At 65.8% G+C, this 21,188-nt stretch carries 21 protein-coding genes and 2 tRNA genes; 17 read left to right on the top strand and 6 right to left on the bottom strand.

Translation table 11 applies throughout. From position 1 onward, the window contains the following. Positions 1 to 2 precede the first annotated feature (2 nt). The 3 genes from yidD to rpmH all read right to left on the bottom strand — a co-directional run bounded on the left by yidD (position 3) and on the right by rpmH (position 962). Positions 3 to 359: a membrane protein insertion efficiency factor YidD gene (gene yidD / locus AC1MFI_RS05280; RefSeq protein ID WP_479820074.1), complete on the bottom strand. Its 357-nt coding sequence runs from the start codon at positions 357 to 359 to the stop codon at positions 3 to 5. Between the two features lie 2 nt (positions 360 to 361). Further along, positions 362 to 733 carry a ribonuclease P protein component gene (gene rnpA / locus AC1MFI_RS05275; protein ID WP_479820791.1) on the bottom strand — a complete coding sequence of 124 codons (372 nt, stop codon included), beginning with the start codon at positions 731 to 733 and terminating at the stop codon, positions 362 to 364. Between the two features lie 91 nt (positions 734 to 824). After that, the gene (rpmH, locus tag AC1MFI_RS05270) at positions 825 to 962 is read right to left on the bottom strand and encodes a 50S ribosomal protein L34 (protein ID WP_022892375.1); all 138 of its coding nucleotides are present in this window, start codon (positions 960 to 962) and stop codon (positions 825 to 827) included. A 461-nt stretch (positions 963 to 1,423) separates the two neighbouring features. On the opposite strand from rpmH, the gene dnaA reads away from it, so the two are divergent. From dnaA to AC1MFI_RS05210, 12 genes are all read left to right on the top strand, one after another. Beyond that, positions 1,424 to 2,836 carry a chromosomal replication initiator protein DnaA gene (gene dnaA, locus AC1MFI_RS05265; protein ID WP_479820073.1) on the top strand — a complete coding sequence of 471 codons (1,413 nt, stop codon included), beginning with the start codon at positions 1,424 to 1,426 and terminating at the stop codon, positions 2,834 to 2,836. Between the two features lie 472 nt (positions 2,837 to 3,308). Continuing rightward, positions 3,309 to 4,433, top strand: a complete 1,125-nt coding sequence (gene dnaN / locus AC1MFI_RS05260; RefSeq protein ID WP_479820072.1) for a DNA polymerase III subunit beta — start codon at positions 3,309 to 3,311, stop codon at positions 4,431 to 4,433. 64 nt (positions 4,434 to 4,497) lie between these two features. Continuing rightward, positions 4,498 to 5,394 (top strand): phosphogluconate dehydrogenase (NAD(+)-dependent, decarboxylating), encoded by an 897-nt coding sequence (gene gnd / locus AC1MFI_RS05255; RefSeq protein ID WP_479820071.1) that lies wholly within the window; start codon positions 4,498 to 4,500, stop codon positions 5,392 to 5,394. Positions 5,395 to 5,404: 10 nt separating this feature from the next. Beyond that, positions 5,405 to 6,676: a DNA replication/repair protein RecF gene (gene recF, locus AC1MFI_RS05250; protein ID WP_479820070.1), complete on the top strand. Its 1,272-nt coding sequence runs from the start codon at positions 5,405 to 5,407 to the stop codon at positions 6,674 to 6,676. Then, positions 6,669 to 7,235 carry a DciA family protein gene (locus tag AC1MFI_RS05245; protein ID WP_479820069.1) on the top strand — a complete coding sequence of 189 codons (567 nt, stop codon included), beginning with the start codon at positions 6,669 to 6,671 and terminating at the stop codon, positions 7,233 to 7,235. The genes recF and AC1MFI_RS05245 overlap by 8 nt, the downstream gene beginning before the upstream one ends. Positions 7,236 to 7,478: 243 nt before the next feature. Next, entirely contained in the window at positions 7,479 to 9,506 is a 2,028-nt protein-coding gene (gyrB, locus tag AC1MFI_RS05240; protein WP_479820789.1) for a DNA topoisomerase (ATP-hydrolyzing) subunit B, read from the top strand. A gap of 142 nt (positions 9,507 to 9,648) precedes the next feature. Beyond that, on the top strand, positions 9,649 to 12,318 hold the full coding sequence (gene gyrA, locus AC1MFI_RS05235; RefSeq protein ID WP_479820068.1) for a DNA gyrase subunit A: 2,670 nt from the start codon (positions 9,649 to 9,651) through the stop codon (positions 12,316 to 12,318). Then, positions 12,315 to 12,848 (top strand): DUF3566 domain-containing protein, encoded by a 534-nt coding sequence (locus tag AC1MFI_RS05230; RefSeq protein WP_479820067.1) that lies wholly within the window; start codon positions 12,315 to 12,317, stop codon positions 12,846 to 12,848. The genes gyrA and AC1MFI_RS05230 overlap by 4 nt, the downstream gene beginning before the upstream one ends. 87 nt (positions 12,849 to 12,935) lie before the next feature. Beyond that, positions 12,936 to 13,009 (top strand) — tRNA-Ile (locus tag AC1MFI_RS05225). Positions 13,010 to 13,047: 38 nt separating this feature from the next. Next, positions 13,048 to 13,164: a DLW-39 family protein gene (locus AC1MFI_RS05220; RefSeq protein WP_400483440.1), complete on the top strand. Its 117-nt coding sequence runs from the start codon at positions 13,048 to 13,050 to the stop codon at positions 13,162 to 13,164. Positions 13,165 to 13,209: 45 nt separating this feature from the next. After that, positions 13,210 to 13,282, top strand: a tRNA-Ala gene (locus AC1MFI_RS05215). An 86-nt stretch (positions 13,283 to 13,368) separates the two neighbouring features. Beyond that, positions 13,369 to 14,292: a DMT family transporter gene (locus AC1MFI_RS05210; protein WP_479820066.1), complete on the top strand. Its 924-nt coding sequence runs from the start codon at positions 13,369 to 13,371 to the stop codon at positions 14,290 to 14,292. Between the two features lie 91 nt (positions 14,293 to 14,383). Here the strand turns inward: AC1MFI_RS05210 and AC1MFI_RS05205 are convergent, their stop codons facing one another. Beyond that, entirely contained in the window at positions 14,384 to 15,292 is a 909-nt protein-coding gene (locus tag AC1MFI_RS05205; RefSeq protein WP_479820065.1) for a hypothetical protein, read from the bottom strand. A gap of 152 nt (positions 15,293 to 15,444) precedes the next feature. Between AC1MFI_RS05205 and AC1MFI_RS05200 the strand changes: the two genes are divergently transcribed. Both AC1MFI_RS05200 and AC1MFI_RS05195 read left to right on the top strand, forming a co-directional pair. Further along, positions 15,445 to 15,987, top strand: coding sequence for a peptidylprolyl isomerase (locus tag AC1MFI_RS05200; protein ID WP_479820064.1), 543 nt, complete (start codon positions 15,445 to 15,447; stop codon positions 15,985 to 15,987). A gap of 4 nt (positions 15,988 to 15,991) precedes the next feature. Then, complete coding sequence (locus AC1MFI_RS05195; protein WP_479820063.1) at positions 15,992 to 16,861, top strand: rhomboid family intramembrane serine protease; 870 nt, start codon at positions 15,992 to 15,994, stop codon at positions 16,859 to 16,861. A gap of 330 nt (positions 16,862 to 17,191) precedes the next feature. On the opposite strand, the gene AC1MFI_RS05190 is transcribed toward AC1MFI_RS05195, so the two are convergent. Next, the gene (locus tag AC1MFI_RS05190; RefSeq protein WP_479820062.1) at positions 17,192 to 17,440 is read right to left on the bottom strand and encodes a cell division protein CrgA; all 249 of its coding nucleotides are present in this window, start codon (positions 17,438 to 17,440) and stop codon (positions 17,192 to 17,194) included. A gap of 178 nt (positions 17,441 to 17,618) precedes the next feature. Here AC1MFI_RS05190 and AC1MFI_RS05185 point away from each other — a divergent pair, with 178 nt between their 5' ends. Genes AC1MFI_RS05185 through AC1MFI_RS05175 form a run of 3 tightly spaced genes read left to right on the top strand, consistent with a single transcriptional unit; the run spans position 17,619 to position 19,249 of the window. Further along, positions 17,619 to 18,434, top strand: a complete 816-nt coding sequence (locus tag AC1MFI_RS05185) for a class E sortase (protein ID WP_479820061.1) — start codon at positions 17,619 to 17,621, stop codon at positions 18,432 to 18,434. A 5-nt stretch (positions 18,435 to 18,439) separates the two neighbouring features. Next, positions 18,440 to 18,601, top strand: a complete 162-nt coding sequence (locus tag AC1MFI_RS05180; protein WP_479820060.1) for a hypothetical protein — start codon at positions 18,440 to 18,442, stop codon at positions 18,599 to 18,601. Between the two features lie 3 nt (positions 18,602 to 18,604). Further along, complete coding sequence (locus AC1MFI_RS05175) at positions 18,605 to 19,249, top strand: aminodeoxychorismate/anthranilate synthase component II (RefSeq protein WP_479820059.1); 645 nt, start codon at positions 18,605 to 18,607, stop codon at positions 19,247 to 19,249. Here the strand turns inward: AC1MFI_RS05175 and pknB are convergent. Then, on the bottom strand, positions 19,246 to 21,183 hold the full coding sequence (pknB, locus tag AC1MFI_RS05170; RefSeq protein ID WP_479820788.1) for a Stk1 family PASTA domain-containing Ser/Thr kinase: 1,938 nt from the start codon (positions 21,181 to 21,183) through the stop codon (positions 19,246 to 19,248). The two genes, AC1MFI_RS05175 and pknB, sit on opposite strands and share 4 nt — an antisense overlap. Positions 21,184 to 21,188 lie beyond the last annotated feature (5 nt).

Here is a 21,188-nt window from a genome sequence, read left to right as displayed (position 1 = left end):
AATCAGTTAGCTCCTCGAGCCGCGGGGCGGCTTTCGTCATCGGCCGGGATGACCGGATGGTTCAACACAACAATCGAGGGGACCTTCCCTGCAGGGAAGGTCCTGGAACCCGCCGGCACGTGGTCCACGCCGCCGTCGTTCCACGGGTGGCAGCGCACCAGCCGCCGCGACGCGAGAGCCAGCCCGCGCACGAATCCGTGAACCGTCACGGCTTCGAGTGCGTAGGCGGAACAACTCGGGTAGAAACGGCACACGGGGCCATACAGCGGAGAGACGACCTTCCGGTACACGATCAGGAGTCCGATCGCAGCCAGGCGAGGCAATCCGAGGAGGAAGGCCAGCACACGTGCGGCGACCACGTTCACGATACTCTGCCCTGCCTTTCCGGTGCGTCGGAGCGGTCCAGCCTGCGGGAGACCGCAGCCAGGCAACTCGTGAAGTCCTTCTGCAGGGCCGGCCAATCACTGTCCGCCGCCGCGGGCAACGCACGGACCACGATGTCGTACCCGTGGGGGTGGGCGGCGACCCACTCCGCCGAAGCGTGGCGAAGCCTTCGTTTAACGAGGTTGCGGGTGACTGCGTTCCCTACGTTCTTGCCGACGATGAAGCCGACCCTCGAGGGCACTGAATCCGGTGTCCTGGAGCCGTATAGCACGACGTTCCGGCGCCCTGATCGGGCGCCGGAACGTACGGTACGTGCAAAATCCGCTGCCGTCCGCACCCTGTGGATCATCGGAAGCACTGGGGGTTCCTGTTCACTGTTGAAGGAAGGAGCCCGGTGCCGTCGCGATCACCCGAAGGATGCATGGCGTGGGAGGAACCGCTTATGCCGAGAGTTCGGTACGGCCCTTGCCACGGCGCGCCGACAGGATGGCACGGCCTGCGCGCGTGCGCATGCGAAGACGGAAACCGTGCTTCTTGGCACGACGGCGGTTATTCGGCTGAAAAGTCCGCTTGCTCACTGTAGTTACTCCAGAACGATCTTGAGATGCGTCCGGCCCATTGCAACAAGGGGGAAGAACAGACTGACGCGATGAAGGTGTACATCCGACATTCGCGGAGGAGCTGTCACATCCCGAGGCCTCTTAGTACCCGGAAAAATCTGTGATGGCATGCGAAATGCAGACATGTTGGACTACATAACGTTAGGGGACGCAGCTCTGGGGCGTCAAACCCGCCGCTGTGAGCCTGTGGGCTACTTTTCCCACTGCCTGTGGACAACCGGCGTCCGGATCACACTACACGCATGGCCGCGGGGTCCGCGTGAGACCCTTCACAGTGCCCGTCCTGCCGCGCCAGTCCGCTATCTTCTGCAGTTTTCATCCTCTAGTCTTGCCTCTGGTCCGTTTATCCACGACATGTGCACAACCCTGTGGATGACGGACCTTTTCGAGCGGTTGTGCAGCCAAGAGGGGTTTTTTTCGTGGGTACAGATGAGGTAAACGACGTCGGGAGCTCCTGGCGTAAAGTCATCCGGACCCTCGAGCAGGACGATCGCGTCACTCCGCGGCAGCGCGGCTTCATGGTGCTCGCCCAGGCCCAGGGCCTCATCGGGACCACCATGCTGATCGCCGTCCCCAACGAACTGACGCGCGAAGTACTCCAGACCCAGCTGAAGGCAGCCCTCGACGAAGCACTGCGGGACGTGTTCCGTGAGGACATCCAGTGCGCTTTCGTCATCGACCCCGAGCTGACCCCCGTCGCCGAGGACGTTCCCGAGCAGGAACCCGCGCCGGTCTCACCGGAACCCAAGGGCGAGGCGAAGCCGTCCCCTACTCCTCCCAGCAACTCGCACGAGTTCGGCCGGCTCAATCCGAAGTACATCTTCGACACCTTCGTCATCGGCTCCTCCAACCGGTTCGCACACGCAGCGGCGGTCGCCGTCGCCGAGGCACCGGCGAAGGCCTACAACCCGCTGTTCATCTACGGTGATTCCGGGTTGGGCAAGACACACCTCCTCCACGCCATCGGGCACTATGCGCGTCACCTCTACACCGGTATCCGGGTGCGGTACGTGAATTCCGAGGAGTTCACCAACGACTTCATCAACTCGATCCGTGATGACGAGGGCTCGAGCTTCAAGCAGACCTACCGCAACGTGGACATCCTGCTGATCGACGACATCCAGTTCCTCTCCGGCAAGGACCGGACCATGGAGGAGTTCTTCCACACCTTCAATGCGCTGCACAACCACAGCAAGCAGGTGGTCATCACCTCCGACCTCCCGCCGAAGCAGCTCATCGGGTTCGAGGAGCGCATGCGGTCCCGTTTCGAGTGGGGTCTCCTGACGGACATCCAGCCGCCGGAACTGGAGACCCGCATCGCCATCCTGCGCAAGAAGGCGATCAGCGACAGCCTCAGCGCGCCCGACGACGTCCTGGAGTACATCGCCTCGAAGATCGCGACGAACATCCGCGAACTCGAGGGCGCCCTGATCCGGGTCACCGCCTTCGCGAGCCTGAACCGCCAGCAGGTCGACGTCAACCTCGCCGAGATCGTGCTGAAGGACCTCATCTCGGACGACGGCGCGCAGGAGATCACCTCGACCGTGATCATGGCGCAGACCGCGGACTACTTCCAGATCAGCATGGAGGAACTCTGCAGCAAGTCGCGGACGAGGACCCTGGTCACCGCACGGCAGATCGCGATGTACCTGTGCCGGGAGCTGACGGACATGTCCCTGCCGAAGATCGGACAGGAACTCGGCGGCCGGGACCACACCACCGTCATCCACGCCGACAGGAAGATCCGGGAACTGATGGCGGAGCGGCGCGCGATCTTCAATCAGGTCACCGAGTTGACCAACCGGATCAAGCACAAGCAACGCGAGGCCTGACCGCCCCTGCGCCGTCCCACCGTAATTAACAGGTGTGGACACAGCTGTGGATAACCAGGGGTACATCACCGCCCAACCTGAGGAAAACCCACCTCCTGCCTGTGGATCCGCGAAATGACAAGGATTTCGCCCACAGCCACCTCCTGCCGGCCGTCGGCTGGACACACACCTTGTCCACAGGCAGGATCCGCGACAGCAAGCGGACCAGCTGACTTATCCACAGAATCCACAGCAGTTATTAACACTACGAACCTTAAACTTCAAAAGCTCGTCAAATAACATTCCACGTTCCGTTCGACCCCGCCCGCCGAGCCACCGGGCCTGCTCCGCAGCCCCGCTACCCGGCTAAGCTTTCACCCAGTAGGGTTGTAATTCCCCGTGCCCGGGCTCCTCCGTGGACGATTCGACCCACCATCCGCCAGCGATCCGCCGGTGGCTGTTCTTTTGATCTGGCGAAAGGCGGCACTGCTCCGTGAAATTCAGAGTTGAACGGGACGTACTTGCGGAGGCTGTGTCCTGGACCGCCCGCTCGCTGTCACCGCGGCCGCCCGTCCCTGTGCTCGCGGGCCTGCTCATCAAGGCCGAAGGCGGCTCGCTGAGCCTCGCCAGCTTCGACTACGAGATCTCCGCCCGGCTCGAGATCGCGGCGGATGTCCTCGAGGAAGGGACCATCCTCGTCTCGGGCCGCCTGCTTGCCGATATCTGCAGGAGCCTTCCCTCCGCACCGGTCGAGGTGGCGACCGACGGCTCGAAGGTGACCCTGACGTGCCGCAACAGCCGCTTCAACCTCGCCACCATGCCGGAGGGGGAATACCCCGAACTGCCGAAACTCCCGGCCGTGAGCGGAGTCGTCGACGGCGATGCCTTCTCGCAGGCGGTCTCCCAGGTGATCATCGCGGCGAGCCGTGACGACACGCTGCCCATCCTGACGGGTGTCCGCATGGAGATCGAGGACGACCTGATCACGCTCCTCGCCACCGACCGCTACCGGCTTGCGCTCCGTGAGGTGTCCTGGAAGCCGACCACTCCGGGGATCTCCACCAGTGCCCTGGTCAAGGCGAAGACGCTCAACGAGGTCGCCAAGACCCTCGGCGGCGCCGGCGACCTGAACATCGCCTTCTCGGACGACTCCGAACTCATCGGCTTCGAATCGGGCGGGCGCCGCACCACGTCGCTGCTCGTCGACGGCGACTACCCGAAGATCCGTTCGCTCTTCCCGGAGAACACACCCATCCACGCCACGGTGCGGACCAGCTCCCTGGTGGAAGCCGTCCGCCGCGTCTCCCTCGTCGCCGAACGGAACACCCCCGTTCGGCTCGCGTTCACGGAGGGCCAGGTCACACTCGATGCCGGCACAGGGGAGGACGCACAGGCATCCGAAGCGATCGAGGCAGTCCTCGACGGCGACGACATCACGGTCGCCTTCAATCCGCACTACCTGAGCGAAGGCCTGGGCGCGTTCAACAGCCCCTACGTCAGGTTCTCCTTCACCTCACCGCCCAAACCCGCGGTGATCTCGGCACAGGATGACGCGACCGGCGAGGACAGGGAAGACTACAAGTACCTGCTGATGCCCGTGCGGCTACCCAACCAGTAGCCGCCCGGCAGGCACACCGACTGGCCGGACCGGCAGCCGGACATATCGTCAGAAAGAGAACCTCATGCACATCGGCCTCATTGGACTCGGAAAAATGGGATTCAACATGAGGGAGCGGCTGCGGGAGAAGGGCATCGAGGTCACGGGTTTCGACAGGAACCCCGACCTCACCGATGTATCGAGCCTCGACGAACTGGTCGGCGCACTTCCCGCACCACGGATCGTCTGGGTCATGGTTCCGGCCGGCCAGATCACCGACGGCGTCGTCAAGGACCTCTCCGAGGTCCTCTCGAAGGGCGACATGGTCATTGACGGAGGCAACTCCAAGTTCACCGATGACCAGATCCACGCCACCCTCCTTGCCCAGAAGGGCATCAGCTTCGTCGATTGCGGCGTGTCCGGCGGCGTCTGGGGGCTCGAGAACGGCTACGGCCTGATGGCGGGCGGTAGCCAGGACGATGTGGATATGGCCATGCCCATCTTCGACGCGCTCCGTCCCGAAGGTGATCGGGCCGAGAGTTTCGTCCACGTGGGCGACGTCGGCGCGGGACACTACGCGAAGATGGTGCACAACGGCATCGAGTACGGTCTGATGCAGTCCTACGCCGAGGGCTACGAGCTGCTCGAGGCCAAGGACATCGTGAAGGATGTCCACGGCACCTTCGCCGCCTGGCAGAAGGGCACCGTCGTCCGCTCCTGGCTGCTCGACCTCCTCGTCAAGGCGCTGCAGGAGGACCCCGGGCTGTCGAAGATCGCCGGTTTCGTGGAGGACTCCGGTGAGGGTCGATGGACCGTCGAGGAAGCGATCGCCAATTCGGTTCCGGCCCCCGCCATCACCGCCGCACTGTTCGCCCGGTTCGCGTCGCGGCAGGAGGACTCGCCGTCGATGAAGATGGTGTCGGCGCTCCGCAACCAGTTCGGCGGCCATGCAGTGAAGCCGGCCCAGCCGAAACCCGAGTAAGTGGTGCCCGGTGTACGTTGAGCACCTCTCGCTCACCGGGTTCCGGAGCTATGGGCAACTCGATACGGCGATCGAACCCGGAGTCACGGTCTTCGTGGGACCGAACGGCGTGGGAAAGACCAACATCGTCGAGGCCATCGGCTACCTGGCGACTCTCTCGTCCCATCGCGTCAGCACCGACAAACCGCTCATCGCGTTCGGGGAGGAGCGCGCGATCATCCGCGGCAGGTTCGTCCGGGGATCCCAGCGCACCGGTGTCGAGGTGGAGATCAACGCGGAGGCGGCGAACCGGGCCCGGATCAACAGGTCCAATCCGGTGCGGGCCCGTGATGCCGCCGGAATCCTGAAGACCGTCCTGTTCGCACCCGAGGACCTGTCGCTGGTGAAGGGAGACCCGTCGGGACGCCGTCGTTACCTGGACGACGTCATGGTCTCCCTCCTGCCGCACCATTCGGCGTTGCGCGCCGACTACGAGCGTGTCCTCAAGCAGCGCAACGCCCTCCTCAAATCGGCCCGGGCCGCCGGCAGGTTCTCGACGGCGCACGAGTCCACGCTCGATGTATGGGATCAGCACCTGGCAGAAGCCGGGGCACGGCTCCTGTCGGCCCGCATCGTCCTCGTCGACCAGCTACGCCCGCACGTGGAGCGGGCGTACAAGGAGCTGACGGACGGCTCGAAGCACGCGGAGATCGCCTACGTCTCGAGTGTCTCGTCGTCGCAGGACCTCGCTGCCGAAGACGACGGCCCGGGTACCGGACACAGCCGTTACGAGGAGGGGCTGCGGGACCTCACCCTGCCCGAGCTGACCGAGCTGTTCCTCGCCAGCCTCCTGCGCCACCGCAAGAAGGAGCTCGAGCGGGGAATCTCCCTCGTCGGTCCGCACCGTGATGAGCTCGATCTGCTGCTGGGGAAGGCACCGGCGAAGGGTTATGCATCGCACGGCGAGACCTGGTCGATGGCGCTGGCCCTGCGGTTGGCCTCGTACTACCTGCTGCTCGAGGAGGACCACACGCCCGGGGGGAATCCGGTCCTGATCCTCGACGACGTCTTCGCGGAACTCGATACCCAGCGCCGTACCCGCCTCGCCGCCATCGTCGCCCCCGCGGAACAGGTCCTGGTCACGGCCGCCGTCGGGGACGACATCCCCGCAGCGCTCCTCGGCCGGCAGATCCGGGTCGTGCCGGGTGGCATCGAGGTACCGGAGCAGGGCGGCGGGGACATCGGGAGCCTCGACCGGGATGCTTCGGCCCCCGGTCCCGGCGCAGGAGGACCACATGTCTGACGACCGCCCGGACGACGACGCCCCGGCGCAGGACAGCCCGGAGCAGCCGGGAGCCCAGGACTTTCCTGAGCAGGATGCCCCGCAGGCCCTCCTCAACAGGCTCCGCAGCGCGTCCCAGGCCAGGGGCACCCCTCGCGAGGCGGCGTCGAAGCGGACCACGAAGGCTCCGAAGCGCCGATACTCGCCCGAGCCCGTATACGGCGGACGGGATCCCGAAGGCGTGGGGAACGTCTTCTCGAGGATGCTCGCCGAGCGGGGCTGGAAATCCCCCGTGGCGATCGGATCCGTGCTCTCACGCTGGGACGAGATCGTCGGAGCCGACATCGCGGCGCACTGCGTCCCCGAGAGCTTCGACGCCGATACCGTCCTGGTCAGGTGCGACTCGACGGCGTGGGCGACACAGCTGCGCCTCATCACGCCGCAGGTGCTGCAGAGGTTCGAGGCCGAACTGGGCGCCGGCGTCGTCACGCGGCTCTCCGTCGTCGGGCCGTCGGCTCCGAGCTGGCGCAAGGGCGGGCGCTCCGTCAAGGGACGAGGCCCGCGTGATACGTACGGGTGAGTCGGAGCACCGACCGCTGCGCCCGCTGGACGGCCTGTAGCGCAACTGGGGGTCCGCCCGGCGTATCCGTCCTCATGGAAGGACCCTCTATCGGCTCTGGCGCCGCTTTATTGGCCAGTGAGGGCCTGTTGGTGCGGGATTGCAGGCCTCCACAGGGTAGAATAGGACGAGATCATTTTGGTCCATCCAGTTGAGGAGCCGTCTACGCCTGTGGCACACGAGAACGAGTTGAATGCAAGTGATGTGTTGATCGGCGAAGGCGAGTCCCCGATCCTGGAGGCGACCACCGAACACGCATACGGTGCCAATGAGATCACGGTGCTGGAGGGCCTCGAAGCGGTCCGTAAGCGCCCGGGCATGTACATCGGATCGACCGGACCACGCGGTCTTCACCACCTCGTGTACGAAGTCGTGGACAACTCGGTCGACGAGGCCCTGGCCGGCTACTGCGACCACATCCAGGTCACGCTCCAGGCGGACGGCGGCGTCAAGGTCGTCGATAACGGCCGCGGCATCCCCGTGGACATGCACCCCACAGAGGGACGCCCCACCGTCGAAGTGGTCATGACCATCCTCCACGCCGGTGGCAAGTTCGGCGGCGGCGGGTACGCGGTATCGGGCGGCCTGCACGGTGTCGGTATCTCGGTCGTCAACGCCCTGTCCAAGCGGGTCGAGACGGAAGTGCGGCGCCAGGGCCACGTGTGGCGCCAGTCCTTCGCGGACGGCGGCAAGCCCGTCGGCGAGTTGAGGAAGGGCGAGGAGACCTCCGGGACCGGGACCACCCAGACGTTCTACCCCGACGACTCCATCTTCGAGAGCACGGAGTTCGACTTCGAGACCCTGCGGGCGCGGTTCCAGCAGATGGCGTTCCTCAACAAGGGGCTGCGCATCACGCTCACCGACGAGCACGTCGACGAGGTCGAGGACGAGATCACCGTCGAGACCGGCGAGGACTCCACACCCAAGCACCGCGAGGTGGAGTACCTCTACGAGAACGGTCTGCTCGACTACGTTCGGCACCTGAACTCCTCGAAGCGGGTCGATGTCATCCACGAGGACATCATCGCCTTCGAGACCGAGACCCCCGACCGCACCATGTCCGTGGAGATCGCCCTGCAGTGGACCTCGGCCTACTCGGAGAGCGTGCACACCTACGCGAACACGATCAACACGCACGAGGGTGGAACGCACGAGGAAGGCTTCCGTGCAGCCATGACCACCCTGATCAACAAGTACGCGCGCGAGAAGAACATCATCAAGGAGAAGGACGACAACCTCACGGGTGACGACATCCGCGAGGGACTCACCGCGGTCATCTCGGTGAAGCTCTCCGAGCCGCAGTTCGAGGGGCAGACGAAGACGAAGCTCGGCAACTCGGAGGTGAAGGGCTTCGTGCAGCGCGTCGTCACCGATCAGCTGGGCGACTGGCTGGAGCGCAACCCGGGGCCCGCCCGCGACGTCATCCGCAAATCGATCCAGGCGTCCCAGGCACGTCTGGCGGCCCGCAAGGCCCGCGAATCGACGCGCCGAAAGGGGCTCCTCGAGTCCGGCGGCATGCCGGGCAAGCTCAAGGACTGCCAGTCCAAGGACCCGGCGCGGTCGGAGATCTACATCGTGGAGGGTGACTCGGCCGGTGGTTCCGCCGTCCGCGGACGCAATCCCGAGACGCAGGCCATCCTGCCACTGCGCGGGAAGATCCTGAACGTCGAACGGGCGCGCCTCGACCGGGCCCTCGGTAACAGCGAGGTCCAGGCCATGATCACGGCGTTCGGTGCCGGTATCGGTGAGGACTTCAACGTCGAGAAGGCCCGGTACCACAAGATCGTGCTCATGGCCGACGCGGACGTGGACGGCCAGCACATCACCACCCTGCTGCTCACGCTGCTGTTCCGCTATATGCGGCCGCTGATCGAGAACGGCTTCGTCTACCTGGCGCAGCCGCCGCTGTACCGCATCAAGTGGTCCAACGCGAAGCACGACTACGTGTTCAGCGACCGTGAGCGTGACGAGGTCATCAAGATCGGCCTCGCGAACAACCAGAGGCTGCCCAAGGACAACGGCATCCAGCGGTACAAGGGCCTCGGCGAGATGGACTACACGGAACTGTGGGAGACCACCATGGATCCGGACCATCGCACCCTGCTCCAGGTCACCATGGACGATGCCGCCGCCGCGGACCAGGTGTTCTCGGTACTCATGGGCGAGGACGTCGAGTCCCGCCGCAACTTCATCCAGCAGAACGCCAAGGACGTGCGTTTCCTCGACATCTGAGTGCCGATGCCCGGCGTCTCGCCGGCGCGACGGGATCTGCTCGTTCCTCGCAGATGTCAAAGCGCCTACACAGTATGTCGGGCACCGGCCGGCGACCGCGTCTCCTGTGCGGTCGAGAACCTTTCACGAACGGAACTGATTCATGAGTGACGACATCACCGGTAACGGACCGGACGAGCCCATCGAGGGTGAGGTCCTGACGGACCGCGTCGAGCAGGTGGACCTGCAGACGGAGATGCAGCGGTCCTACCTGGACTACGCGATGGCCGTCATCGTCGGCCGGGCCCTGCCCGACGTCCGGGACGGGCTGAAGCCCGTGCACCGGCGCGTGCTCTACGCCATGTTCGACGGCGGCTACCGGCCGGACCGCTCGTTCAACAAGTGCGCCCGCGTGGTCGGCGAGGTGATGGGCCAGTACCACCCGCACGGTGACTCCGCGATCTACGACGCCCTGGTCCGCCTGATCCAGGACTGGACCATGCGCTACCCGCTCGCGCTCGGCCAGGGCAACTTCGGTTCGCCCGGCAACGACGGCGCCGCGGCCCCCCGATACACGGAAACCAAGATGGCCCCGCTCGCGATGGAGATGGTGCGGGACATCGACGAGGAGACCGTCGATTTCCAGGACAACTACGACGGCAAGAACCAGGAGCCGACGATCCTGCCGTCGCGCTTCCCGAACCTGCTGGTCAACGGGTCCTCCGGCATCGCCGTGGGCATGGCCACGAACATCCCGCCGCACAACCTGCGCGAGGTGGCGGACGGTGTGCAGTGGTACCTGGAGCACCCGGACGCAACGAAGGAAGAACTCCTCGAAGCCCTGATCCTCCGCATCAAGGGACCGGACTTCCCTACCGGCGCGCAGATCCTCGGCCACAAGGGCATCGAGGACGCGTACCGGACAGGACGCGGCTCGATCACCATGCGCGCGGTGGTCAACGTCGAGGAGATCCAGAACCGGACCTGCCTCGTCGTCACCGAACTGCCCTACCAGGCGAACCCGGACAACCTGGCGATCAAGATCGCAGAACTCGTCAAGGACGGCAGGATCAGCGGCATCGCCGATCTGCGTGACGAGACCTCCGGGCGCACCGGCCAGCGTCTCGTGATCGTGCTCAAGCGCGACGCCGTCGCCAAGGTCGTGCTGAACAACCTCTACAAGCACACGCAGCTGCAGGACAACTTCAGCGCCAACATGCTCGCCATCGTGGACGACGTCCCCCGCACGCTGAGCCTCGACGCGTTCATCCGCCACTGGGTGAACCACCAGCTCGAGGTCATCGTCCGCCGCACCCGGTACCGCCTGCGCAAGGCGGAGGAGGAAGCGCACATCCTGCGCGGCCTCCTGAAGGCGCTCGACGCCCTGGACGAGGTCATCGCCCTGATCCGTGCATCCTCCACCACGGAGCAGGCGCGCGACGGGCTGATGGGACTGCTCTCCATCGACGAGCTGCAGGCCACTGCCATCCTGAACATGCAGCTGAGGCGCCTCGCCGCCCTCGAACGGCAGAAGATCCAGGACCGGCACAGGGAACTGGAGTCGATGATCACCGAGTTCAACCGGATCCTCGCCTCGGAGGACGTGCAGCGCGGCATCGTCAGCACGGAACTGGCGGAGATCGTCGGCAAGTTCGGCGATGACCGGCGGACCGAGATCCTCATGGGCTACGACGGCGACATGAGCATGGAAGACCTGATCCCCGAGGAGGAGATGGTCGTCACCATCACCCGCGGTGGCTACGTCAAGCGCACGCGCAGTGACAACTACCGCCAGCAGGCACGCGGCGGCAAGGGCATCAAGGGAGCCCAGCTGCGGGGCGACGACGTCGTCGAGCACTTCTTCGTCACCACCACGCACCACTGGCTGCTGTTCTTCACGAACCTCGGCCGGGTCTACCGCGCGAAGGCGTACGAGCTGGTCGAGGCCGCCCGTGACGCCAAGGGACAGCACGTGGCGAACCTTCTGGCCTTCCAGCCCGACGAGACGATCGCCCAGGTGCTGGACCTGCGGGACTACCGGCAGTCTCCCTATCTGGTCCTCGCCACCAAGCGCGGCCTGGTCAAGAAGACGCGACTCGAGGATTACGACACCAACCGGACCGCGGGCGTGATCGCGATCAACCTCCGTGACAACGACGAACTCGTCTCGGCGCAGCTCGTGTCCGGCGTCGACGACATCATGCTCGTCTCCCGCAAGGGACAGTCGCTGCGCTTCACGGCCGACGACGACGCCCTCCGGCCCATGGGTCGGGCGACGTCGGGTGTGACCGGCATGAAGTTCCGTGAGGACGACGAACTGCTCGCCGCCAGCGTGGTGACGGACGACTCCTACGTCTTCATCGTGACCGAGGGTGGTTTCGCGAAGCGCACGAAGGTGGACGACTACCGTGTCCAGGGCCGTGGCGGCCTCGGCATCAAGGTGGCGAAGCTGGCCGAGGAGCGCGGGGACCTCGTGGGCGCCCTCGTGGTGCAGGAGGAGGACGAGGTGCTCGTCGTCATGGGTGGCGGCAAGGTCGTCCGCTCCGCCGTCGCCGGCGTACCGGCCAAGGGACGCGACACGATGGGTGTCATCTTCGCGAAGCCTGACAAGGCAGACCGCATCATCGCCGTGGCTCGGAACAGTGAGCGCAGCGTCGCCGTCGAGGAAGGCCTCATCGAGGACCCGTCCGAGGGCAGTCCCGACGTCGACGTGATCGATACGGTCACGCCCCAGGAGGATCCGGCAGAGTTCACAGCCGATGAAGTACGGTTGTCGACAGAGGAAACGGCTGAGCCTGACGCTGAGTCGCCCGAACACGGAGGTATCGAGTGAGCTCGGCCAACACCAACCCGCGGTCGTCCAGTGGACAAGTGCGCGCGCCCGGGGCACCGCCGCGTGTGAACGCTCCTGCACGTCCCGCCCAGCGCCCGGCATCCGCGGGCCAGAGCGGGCGTCCGACGCAGCGCCCGGGGCTCGTGAAGCCGGCCCCCAAGGCGAAGGCCCGCAAGGCCCGCCTGCTCGTCAGCAAGGTGGACCCCTGGTCCGTGCTGAAGATGTCGTTCCTGCTGTCGGTCGCCCTTGGAATCGTGACCGTGGTCGCAGCGATCGTGATCTGGACCGTCCTGGACCTGACGGGTATCTTCGACGGCGTCAACGATCTCCTGAGTGAGATCGCCGGATCGGAGAGCGGTGGGTTCGACCTGCGGCAATTCGCCTCGCTGACACAGGTGGTCTCCTTCGCCACGATCATCGCCGTGGTGAACGTGGTGCTCCTCACGGCGCTCGCTATGCTTGCGGCCGTGCTCTACAACATCTCGTCCGCCCTGGTCGGCGGTATCGGCGTCACGCTGACCGACGACTAGTGCACCGGCCTCTCCGGCGCCGTTCCGGCGATTTGAGAAATGCCGAGCCACTACTGTAAAGTCGTATCTCGGCCCGAAGAGGTATCGGGGCGTATAGCTCAGGCGGTTAGAGCGCTTCGCTGATAACGAAGAGGTCCCAGGTTCAAGTCCTGGTACGCCCACGGATCCACCACTCGCAGGAGACTGCAAGGAGACTGTTGTGAAGAAGTTGCTCATCGCGGCAGCAGCTGCAGCCGGTGTCCTCGTGTACAAGCAGTGGCAGGATTCACAGAAGAGCAAAAGCGTCTGGAGCAATGCGACGGACGACGTAGCCTAGCAAGGAGCACGGTCCAGCGTACGTATACTGGATCAGGCTCGTCTCGGGGGCATGGCGCAATTGGTAGCGCACCTGCTTTGCAAGCAGGGGGTTCGGGGTTCGAGTCCCCGTGCCTCCACCGAAGGGAAGTCCCGGTCATCGGCCGGGACTTCCTGCGTTAAGTGCTGATGCCGAGCTTCCGACCGCGTGCAATAGGGTGGCCCAGTGATCATCTTCCTCTCGATCCTGGGTGTCATCGGGGTCTCGGCCTCCGGGCCGATCATGGCCGCCACGGCGGCACCCGTGCTGGCCATCGCCTTCTGGCGGAACCTGCTCGGTGCCGCTCTCATGGGAGGCCCTGCCGTTGTGTCCAAGCGGGCGGAGTTCGCGGCTCTCAGAAGGGCCGACTACCGCCGGCTGGCGATCGCAGCCGTCGCGCTGGCTCTCCACTTCGTATGCTTCATCACCGCCCTCAAACTCACGTCCGTGGCAGCAGCGACGGCTCTCGTCTGTCTCCAGGTGGCCTGGATAGCGCTGTTCAATGCGGTACTCGGTTCGAGGGCTCCGCGCGCGGTGGTGGCCGGGCTCGGCGTGGCCTTCGTCGGCGTCGTCGTTATCACCGGGTTCGATCTCTCACTCTCTCGGGACGCACTCCTCGGCGATGTGCTGGCCCTTGCCGGAGGGGCGCTGGCGGGTGTCTACCAGATGGCCGGGGCATCGGCCCGAAGAACGATGTCGACGGGTACCTACACCACCCTCTGCTACGGAGCCTGCGCGGTGATCCTGCTGGCACTGTGTGCACTCACCGGCCAGCCCGTCGTGGGCTTCACACCCGCCGCCTGGGCCGGCATCCTCGCCGTCACCCTTCTGGCGCAGATCATGGGCCACTCGGTCTTCAACCACCTGCTCGCCGTCATGAGTCCGCTCGTCGTCTCGATGATCATCCTGCTGGAGATCCCCGGGGCGGCGATCCTCGCGGCCGTATTCCTCGGCGAGAAGCTTCCCGGAGGGACTTATGGCGGGCTGGTGCTGATCCTCGTCGGCCTCGCCGTGGTGATCCGCGGCCAGCAGCGGCTCAAGGGATCCCGCCGACCCCTGGCTGAAGAGGCTGCGGCGGTGTCCCCTCCCGTGCTCGGCGGGGAACAATAGCTCATTCGGTATATAACGGCTTCAGCATAAACAGGGCAATGAAAAGGACCCCCGGCATGATGCCGGGGGTCCTTCGCGGTCTTCCTCGGGATCAGGCCTTGGGCTCGTCCGTCGGCTTCGTAGCGTGCTTGGCGGACTGGCTGACGTTCTTCGTAGTCTCAGCGGCGGTCTGTGCTGCCCCCGCTGCCGCGTTCTTGCCCTCGTCGGTCGCGTCGTCGGACTTCGCAGCGCGTTCAGCCGCTTCCTTGACCTCTGCGACGACGTCCTTCGCTTCCTGTGTCTTCTCGGCGGAGACCGGTGCGGGGGTGGCCTTGATGGGTGCGGGAGTCTTCCACGGGTCCTCGACGGGCTTGGAAGCCCGCCAGGCCGCGATACCGGCGACGATGGCCGATGCGAGGACGCCGAAGATCAACCACCCCTTGCCGGACTTGCGTGCCTGGCTCTTCCTCAGGTCCTTCGACGCCTGATGGGTCGCTGCGACGAGGCGCTTCTGGGCGTTCTTCACGGCCTTCTTGTCACCGGTCACCTTGATGACCGCCTTCTCCACCGCCGGAGGCACGGTTGCCCCTGCGAGGGAGCGGGAGGCACTGTCTGCTGCTTCACCGAGCTTGGCGGACATGGCCGGCAGGTACTCGTCGACGACCTTGAGCTTGGCCGAGTTCAGTGCAGGGGCTGCCTTGTCGAGCGTTCCCTGGATCTTCGGGGTGGTCTCGTCGATCACCTGGGTGATTCGCGGGCCCACCTTCTCGATCCGGTCCTGAAGCAGGGGGGTGACGACGGCGATGCCACCGGAAACCCCTTCCGTCGCTTTGCGTACCGTGTCGTGCAGGGCCGGTCCTGCCGTCTCGACACCCTTGTCCCACCGGGGCTTGGCCCAACCGTAGGCGGCGTCGACGTGCGGCGATGCCCAAGCCCGCGCCGCGGCTACACCGGCAGCGAATGCTGCTCCGATGGCGACGGTCTCCTCCAGGTCATGGCTGGTGCGTACGTTGTTCTTCACAAAAACCTCCAGGGGGTGGTTACTCGTTTTGATCAGCCTACGTTGCATAGGTGGCAGGTGCTATCGGAGGCCGGCATGGCCGGGCCGTTTCACTGTGCGCGGAATGGGACTCCTCCAGCTTATTGTCAGGGCACGCATGAAAGAATGGCCCAATGACTGCTATCCCAACCGCAAAAGCGACCATCCACACCAACCAGGGCGACATCGAGGTCAATCTCTTCGGCAATCATGCGCCGAAGACCGTGAAGAACTTCGTAGGACTCGCCACGGGCGAGATCGCCTGGACCCACCCGCAGACCGGTGAGGAGAGCAACGCCCCCCTCTACAGCGGGACGATCTTCCACCGCATCATCAAGGACTTCATGATCCAGGGTGGAGATCCCCTGGGCCAGGGTATCGGCGGCCCGGGCTACAAGTTCGATGACGAGATCAATCCGGACCTGGACTTCAACGAGCCGTACAAGCTGGCCATGGCCAACGCAGGACTGCAGGGTGGCCGCGGAACGAACGGGTCGCAGTTCTTCATCACGTCCGTACCCACGACCTGGCTGCAGGGCAAGCACACCATCTTCGGTGACGTCACTGACGAGGAATCACGCAAGGTGGTCGACAGGCTCAACGCCATCGGTACCGACATGAGGGACAAGCCCCTCGAGGACGTCGTCATCGAGAGCATCACCGTAGAACAGCTCTGACCGGATGTCCTACGGGGTCCCCGCGCCCGACGCCGGTAGCCAGCAGGCGCCGGTCTGCCCTCGGCACACCGACCGCGTCAGCTATGTGAGGTGCCAGCGGTGCGGGCGTCCGGCGTGCGCGGAGTGCCAGCGTCCCGCCGCCGTAGGGTTCCAGTGCGTGGACTGTGTGCGTGAGCAGGCTGCCGCCGCGCCGGTCCGCAGGAACGCCTTCGGCGGCGTCGCGCGCGGCGGCACCCCCGTCACCTACACGCTGATCGGCCTCTGCGTCATGGTGTTCCTGCTCCAGCTCGTGGTGCCCGGACTCACGCGGACCTTCGCCTACGCACCGGTGTTCACCGCCGGTGCCGGTGGGGTCATTCCCGCCGAGCCATGGCGGATGCTCACTGCGGCCTTCCTCCACTCGCAGGGTTCCTTCCTGCACATCGCCTTCAACATGTATGCGCTGTACGTGCTGGGGAAGGTACTCGAGCCCGCGATCGGCCGGGCGCGGTTCCTGGTCCTGTATGTCGTCTCCGCGGTCGGGGGATCCCTCGGAGTGCTCCTGCTGAGCTCGCCGATGCAGTACGTCGTCGGTGCCTCCGGTGCCGTTTTCGGGCTCTTCGGAGCGCTGTTCGTCGTTCAGCGGAAGCGCGGTGGGGACATACGGCAGATCGTCGTCCTGATCGCCATCAACGCCGTGCTGGGGTTCGTGGTCCCGGGGATCGCCTGGCAGGCGCATCTGGGCGGACTGCTCGCGGGTGCTGCCTGCGCAGCCGTCATCGCCTACGCACCACGGGGCCCGCGCCAGGCACGGCTGCAATGGCTCGGCCTGGCTGTCGTCGTCGCGCTGATCGGGCTCCTGACAGTCGTGGGAGTCTCGCGGCTTCCCGTCTAGCCACGGCATCGATCGGTGAGGGGGCCGGCACGCGATGTGCCGGCCCCCTCACTGCGTTATCCACACCCCTTATCCACACGGGGGATAACTTACACACATGTAATTCCACACCTGTGGATAAGCGGGGCCCGGAATCTCGGGCAGATCCGTGAATCATCAACAATGATGTGCACATCTGTGGATAACTTCGTGCACATGGTGTGTATAGAACGGAACCAGGCCCGAAGGGTGCATGACAGTACCCTTCGGGCAGCACGGCTCACAGCAGCAGGCTGCGGGCGGGGGGAAGGCTGCATGCTCGACGGTGCCGGACGCGGGGCTGCGAAGCGGCTACCGCCAGCGCGTGGTCATGAGGAAGCCGACGATGGCGATGCCGAACCCGACGAGGATGTTCCAGGACCCCCAGGCCGCAACCGGCAGGGTGGACATCGAGATGTAGAACGTGATGATCCACAGGAGGCCGATGATCATGAGCCCGAACATCACGGGCTTGTACCAGACCGGGTTCGGCTTGGGCTGCGAGGACTTCACGGCGGGCGCAGCGGAGCTGGCTCTCTTGCGGGGCTTCGACTCGGGCACGGATTCTCCTCGACGGGGCGCAACTGCGGATCAGCGGCACCGGTGGTCTCGCCGGGCGCCACGGTGCGTCCAGACCCGCAGGCTATCCTGAAGGAAGAACGTCCGGCGGCCCGGTTCTCGGAACGATTCTAGCCAAGAACCACCGGATCCCGGTGCATCCCGAACGGCAGGAGCGGCAGTGACCAGGTCAACCCTCGACGCCGCACCCGATACTCGGGCTGCGCGCGCCCGACCGGTGCGCCGTCGCCGTACCCCGGTGCAGGTGATCGCGCAGGTACTGGGCGAACTCCTGATCACCGCTGGCGTGGTCCTCCTGCTCTTCGTCGGCTGGGAGCTGTGGTGGACCAACATCGATTCCGGCATCAAGCAGGAGCAGGCCCTCGAGGGATTCTTCTCCGAGGTGCCACCCGTCGCCGATCCTCCGCCACCCGGTGGCGAGAGCGCGGGTACACCCGCTCCCGAGGTCTTCGGCGAGCCCGTCGTCCTCCCCCGGGGCGACCTCACCCGAACCTTCGGCGTGGTGTACATCCCCCGGTTCGGCGAGAACTACTCGCGACCCGTCACCTCCGGGGTCGGCACGGATGTGCTCGACAACCTCGGACTCGGCCACTACCCGGGTACGGGAGCGCCGGGCGAGGTGGGGAACTTCGCACTCGCGGGGCACCGCCAGACCCACGGCCAGGTGCTCGACCAGATCCACACGCTCGTGCCGGGCGACCGCGTCTACGTGCAGACCCGCGACGGCTACTACACGTATGTGTTCCGCAACACCGAGATCGTCCTGCCGGATCGCGTGGACGTGATCGCACCGGTGCCCACGGATCCCGCAGCCCGGCCCGTGGACCGGATCCTCACCCTGACGAGCTGCAACCCACGCTTCGGCGCCCAGGAGCGTATTATTGCTTACTCGGTGATGGAGTCCTGGCGTCCACTGGATGCCGGCCCACCGCCTGAGATCGCGGAGCAGGTAGCCCGCGCTGCAGGACAGGGATGACCACCATGTACGGATGGATTTTCCGGGCGCTCCCCGGCCCGCTCTGGATGCGCATCATCCTCTCGGTGATGCTGATCCTCGGCGCCGTCGCGGTACTCATGCTCTTCGTGTTCCCCTGGGTCTCCCAGTTCAACCCGCTCACCGATTCAACGATTGGTTCCCCCTAGCTCATGGCCGACACCACCCGCATCCTCGTCGTCGACAACTACGACAGCTTCGTCTACACGCTGGTCGGTTATCTCCAGGAACTCGGTGCCGAGACGACCGTGGTCCGGAATGACGACGTCACCCTCGCCGAGGCGGAGGAGATGGCCGCGTCCCGCGACGGCGTGCTGATCTCCCCCGGTCCGGGTACGCCTGCCGAAGCCGGTGTCTGCGTGGACCTCATCCGCTGGTGCGGCGAGCACGCGAAGCCGATGCTGGGTGTGTGCCTCGGACATCAGGCGCTCGCGGAGGCCTTCGGCGGAACCGTGACGCACGCCCCTGAACTCATGCACGGAAAGACCTCCCTCGTGGAACACGATGCGACGAGCGTGTTCGCGGGCCTCCCGTCCCCGGTCACGGCCACCCGCTACCACTCGCTGGCGGCCGTCAGCGACGACGTCCCGCCCGACCTCACGGTGACGGCGCGTACCGCGAGTGGGATCATCATGGGCCTGGAGCACAAGACGGCACCGCTGTGCGGCGTCCAGTTCCATCCCGAGTCCGTCCTGACGGAGGGCGGCTACCAGATGCTGGGGAACTGGCTCGAATCGCTGGGACTCGAGGGTGCTGCCGTGAAGGCTGCGGGGCTCAGCCCGCTCATAGCACGTTAGTCCTGGCCCTCCGTGGGCCTCGGGGATGATGCATCATCGGTTCCCTCGCTGGGTTGGCCGCTCGGCTGCTCCGACGGCGGCGCGGTCGGCCGCTCGGAGGGTTCCGGCGCCGGCTCCTCCGCCGGTGCCTTCGCTACGGTGAGCACGATCTCGGTGCCCTGATCGACCTCGGAACGTGCCTGCGACGACTGCGCGGTGACGATTCCCGGTGCCACGACGCTGTTCTCGACCTCACGGACGGAGGAGGGCAGCTGCACGGCGGGATCGGCCAGCAGGGCCTGCGCCTGCTCGACCGTCAGATCCGTGAGCAGCGGAACGGTCACCTTGCCGTTGGACAGCACCAGGTCCACGGAACTGCCGACGGGAACGGTCTGTCCGGCCTGCGGGCTGGTGGTGATGACCCTCCCCTGCGGGACTTCGGCGCTGGTCTCCTCCGTGATCTCGCCGCCCCTGAGGCCCAGCTCCTCGAGTTCGTCCCTGGCCGAGGACTCGGTCAGTCCGGCGAGCGAGTCCGGCAGCACCACGTTGGCGGGGCCGAGTGAGACGTTGATGTTCACCCGGGATTCCGGCTTCACGGACGCTCCCGCGGATGGCTCTGAGCTGATGACGTTCCCGGCCTCGACGGTCGCGTTGTACTCGTCGTCCGACGACGGGACCAGGCCGGCGTCCACGATGGCATCGGTGGCATCCGCCTCCGTCATGCCCGTGAGGTCGGGAACGGAGACGGTCGCCACCTCTTGCGCGGGTTGGTCCGTCGAGAGGTTGTTGAGGACGAAGTACCCGCCGGCGAGCACGAGCAGGACCGCCACGAAGAAGACGGTGATCCAGGCCGCCCTCGATGACTTCCGGCGCTGGTCCTGGCGCAGGTCCTCCTCGTTGGTCCTCCCCAGCACATCGAGCCGGTCGTCGTCCCTGTGATCCGTCAGCGCACGCTCCGCGGCAACACGATCAATGGCACGGGTGTGCCGATCGGAGGAAGCGGATGGAGCGGCGATACCAGCGGCGCGGACGGACGCCGCACGTGTCGGCGGCGCGGAGACGTCCATCGCCCGGGTCGGCGCCCCGATCGCAGCGGGGACCGCGATGCCGCGGCCGGCGTCGAGCAGGGCCCTGCGGAAGGACGCGGCGTCCTGGAACCGGTGGTCGCGGTCCTTCTGCAGTGCCCTGGCGAGGATGGAGTCGAGGGCCGGGGTCACTGCGGCATCGAGGCTGCTGGCAACGGGTGGGTCCTCCCGCACATGCTGGTACGCCACCGATACCGGGCTGTCCCCGATGAAGGGTGGGCGGCCCGTGAGGAGTTCGAACAGCAGGCAGCCCGCCGAGTAGAGGTCGCTGCGAGCGTCCACCGTCTCGCCGCGCGCCTGCTCCGGGGAGAGGTACTGGGCCGTGCCGAGGACGGCCTGGGTCTGTGTCATGGTCGCCTGCGAATCCGCCAGGGCGCGCGCGATGCCGAAGTCCATGACCTTGACGGCGCCGTCGGGGGTGATCATGACATTGGCGGGTTTGATGTCCCGGTGGACGATGCCCGCCCTGTGGCTGTACTCGAGGGCATCGAGTACTCCGGCTACGTAGGTGATGCTGTCCTCGGGAGTAAGGTCCCCCGCCTTGACGTGGTCGCGCAGGGTGCGTCCGGCCACGTATTCCATGACGATGAACGGAACCCGGACCTCGTGCTCCGGACGATCAGGGATCTCCTCCTCGCCCGTGTCGTACACGGCGACGATGTTCGGGTTGTTCAGCCCGGCCACGGCCTGCGCCTCACGCCGGAACCGCGACTGGAAGAGAGGATCGCGCGCCAGGTCCTGGCGCAGCACCTTGATCGCCACGGAGCGCCCGAGCCGGAGGTCACGGCCCAGGTGCACGTCGGCCATCCCCCCGCGGCCGATCAGCTCCCGGACTTCGTACCGCCCGTTCAGGATGCGCTCCGTGGTCATCACGC

This window comes from Arthrobacter sp. BC5, assembly GCF_056680255.1.
The sequence above is the reverse complement of the archived record's forward strand: the minus strand, read 5'-3'. Positions and strand labels throughout refer to the sequence as shown.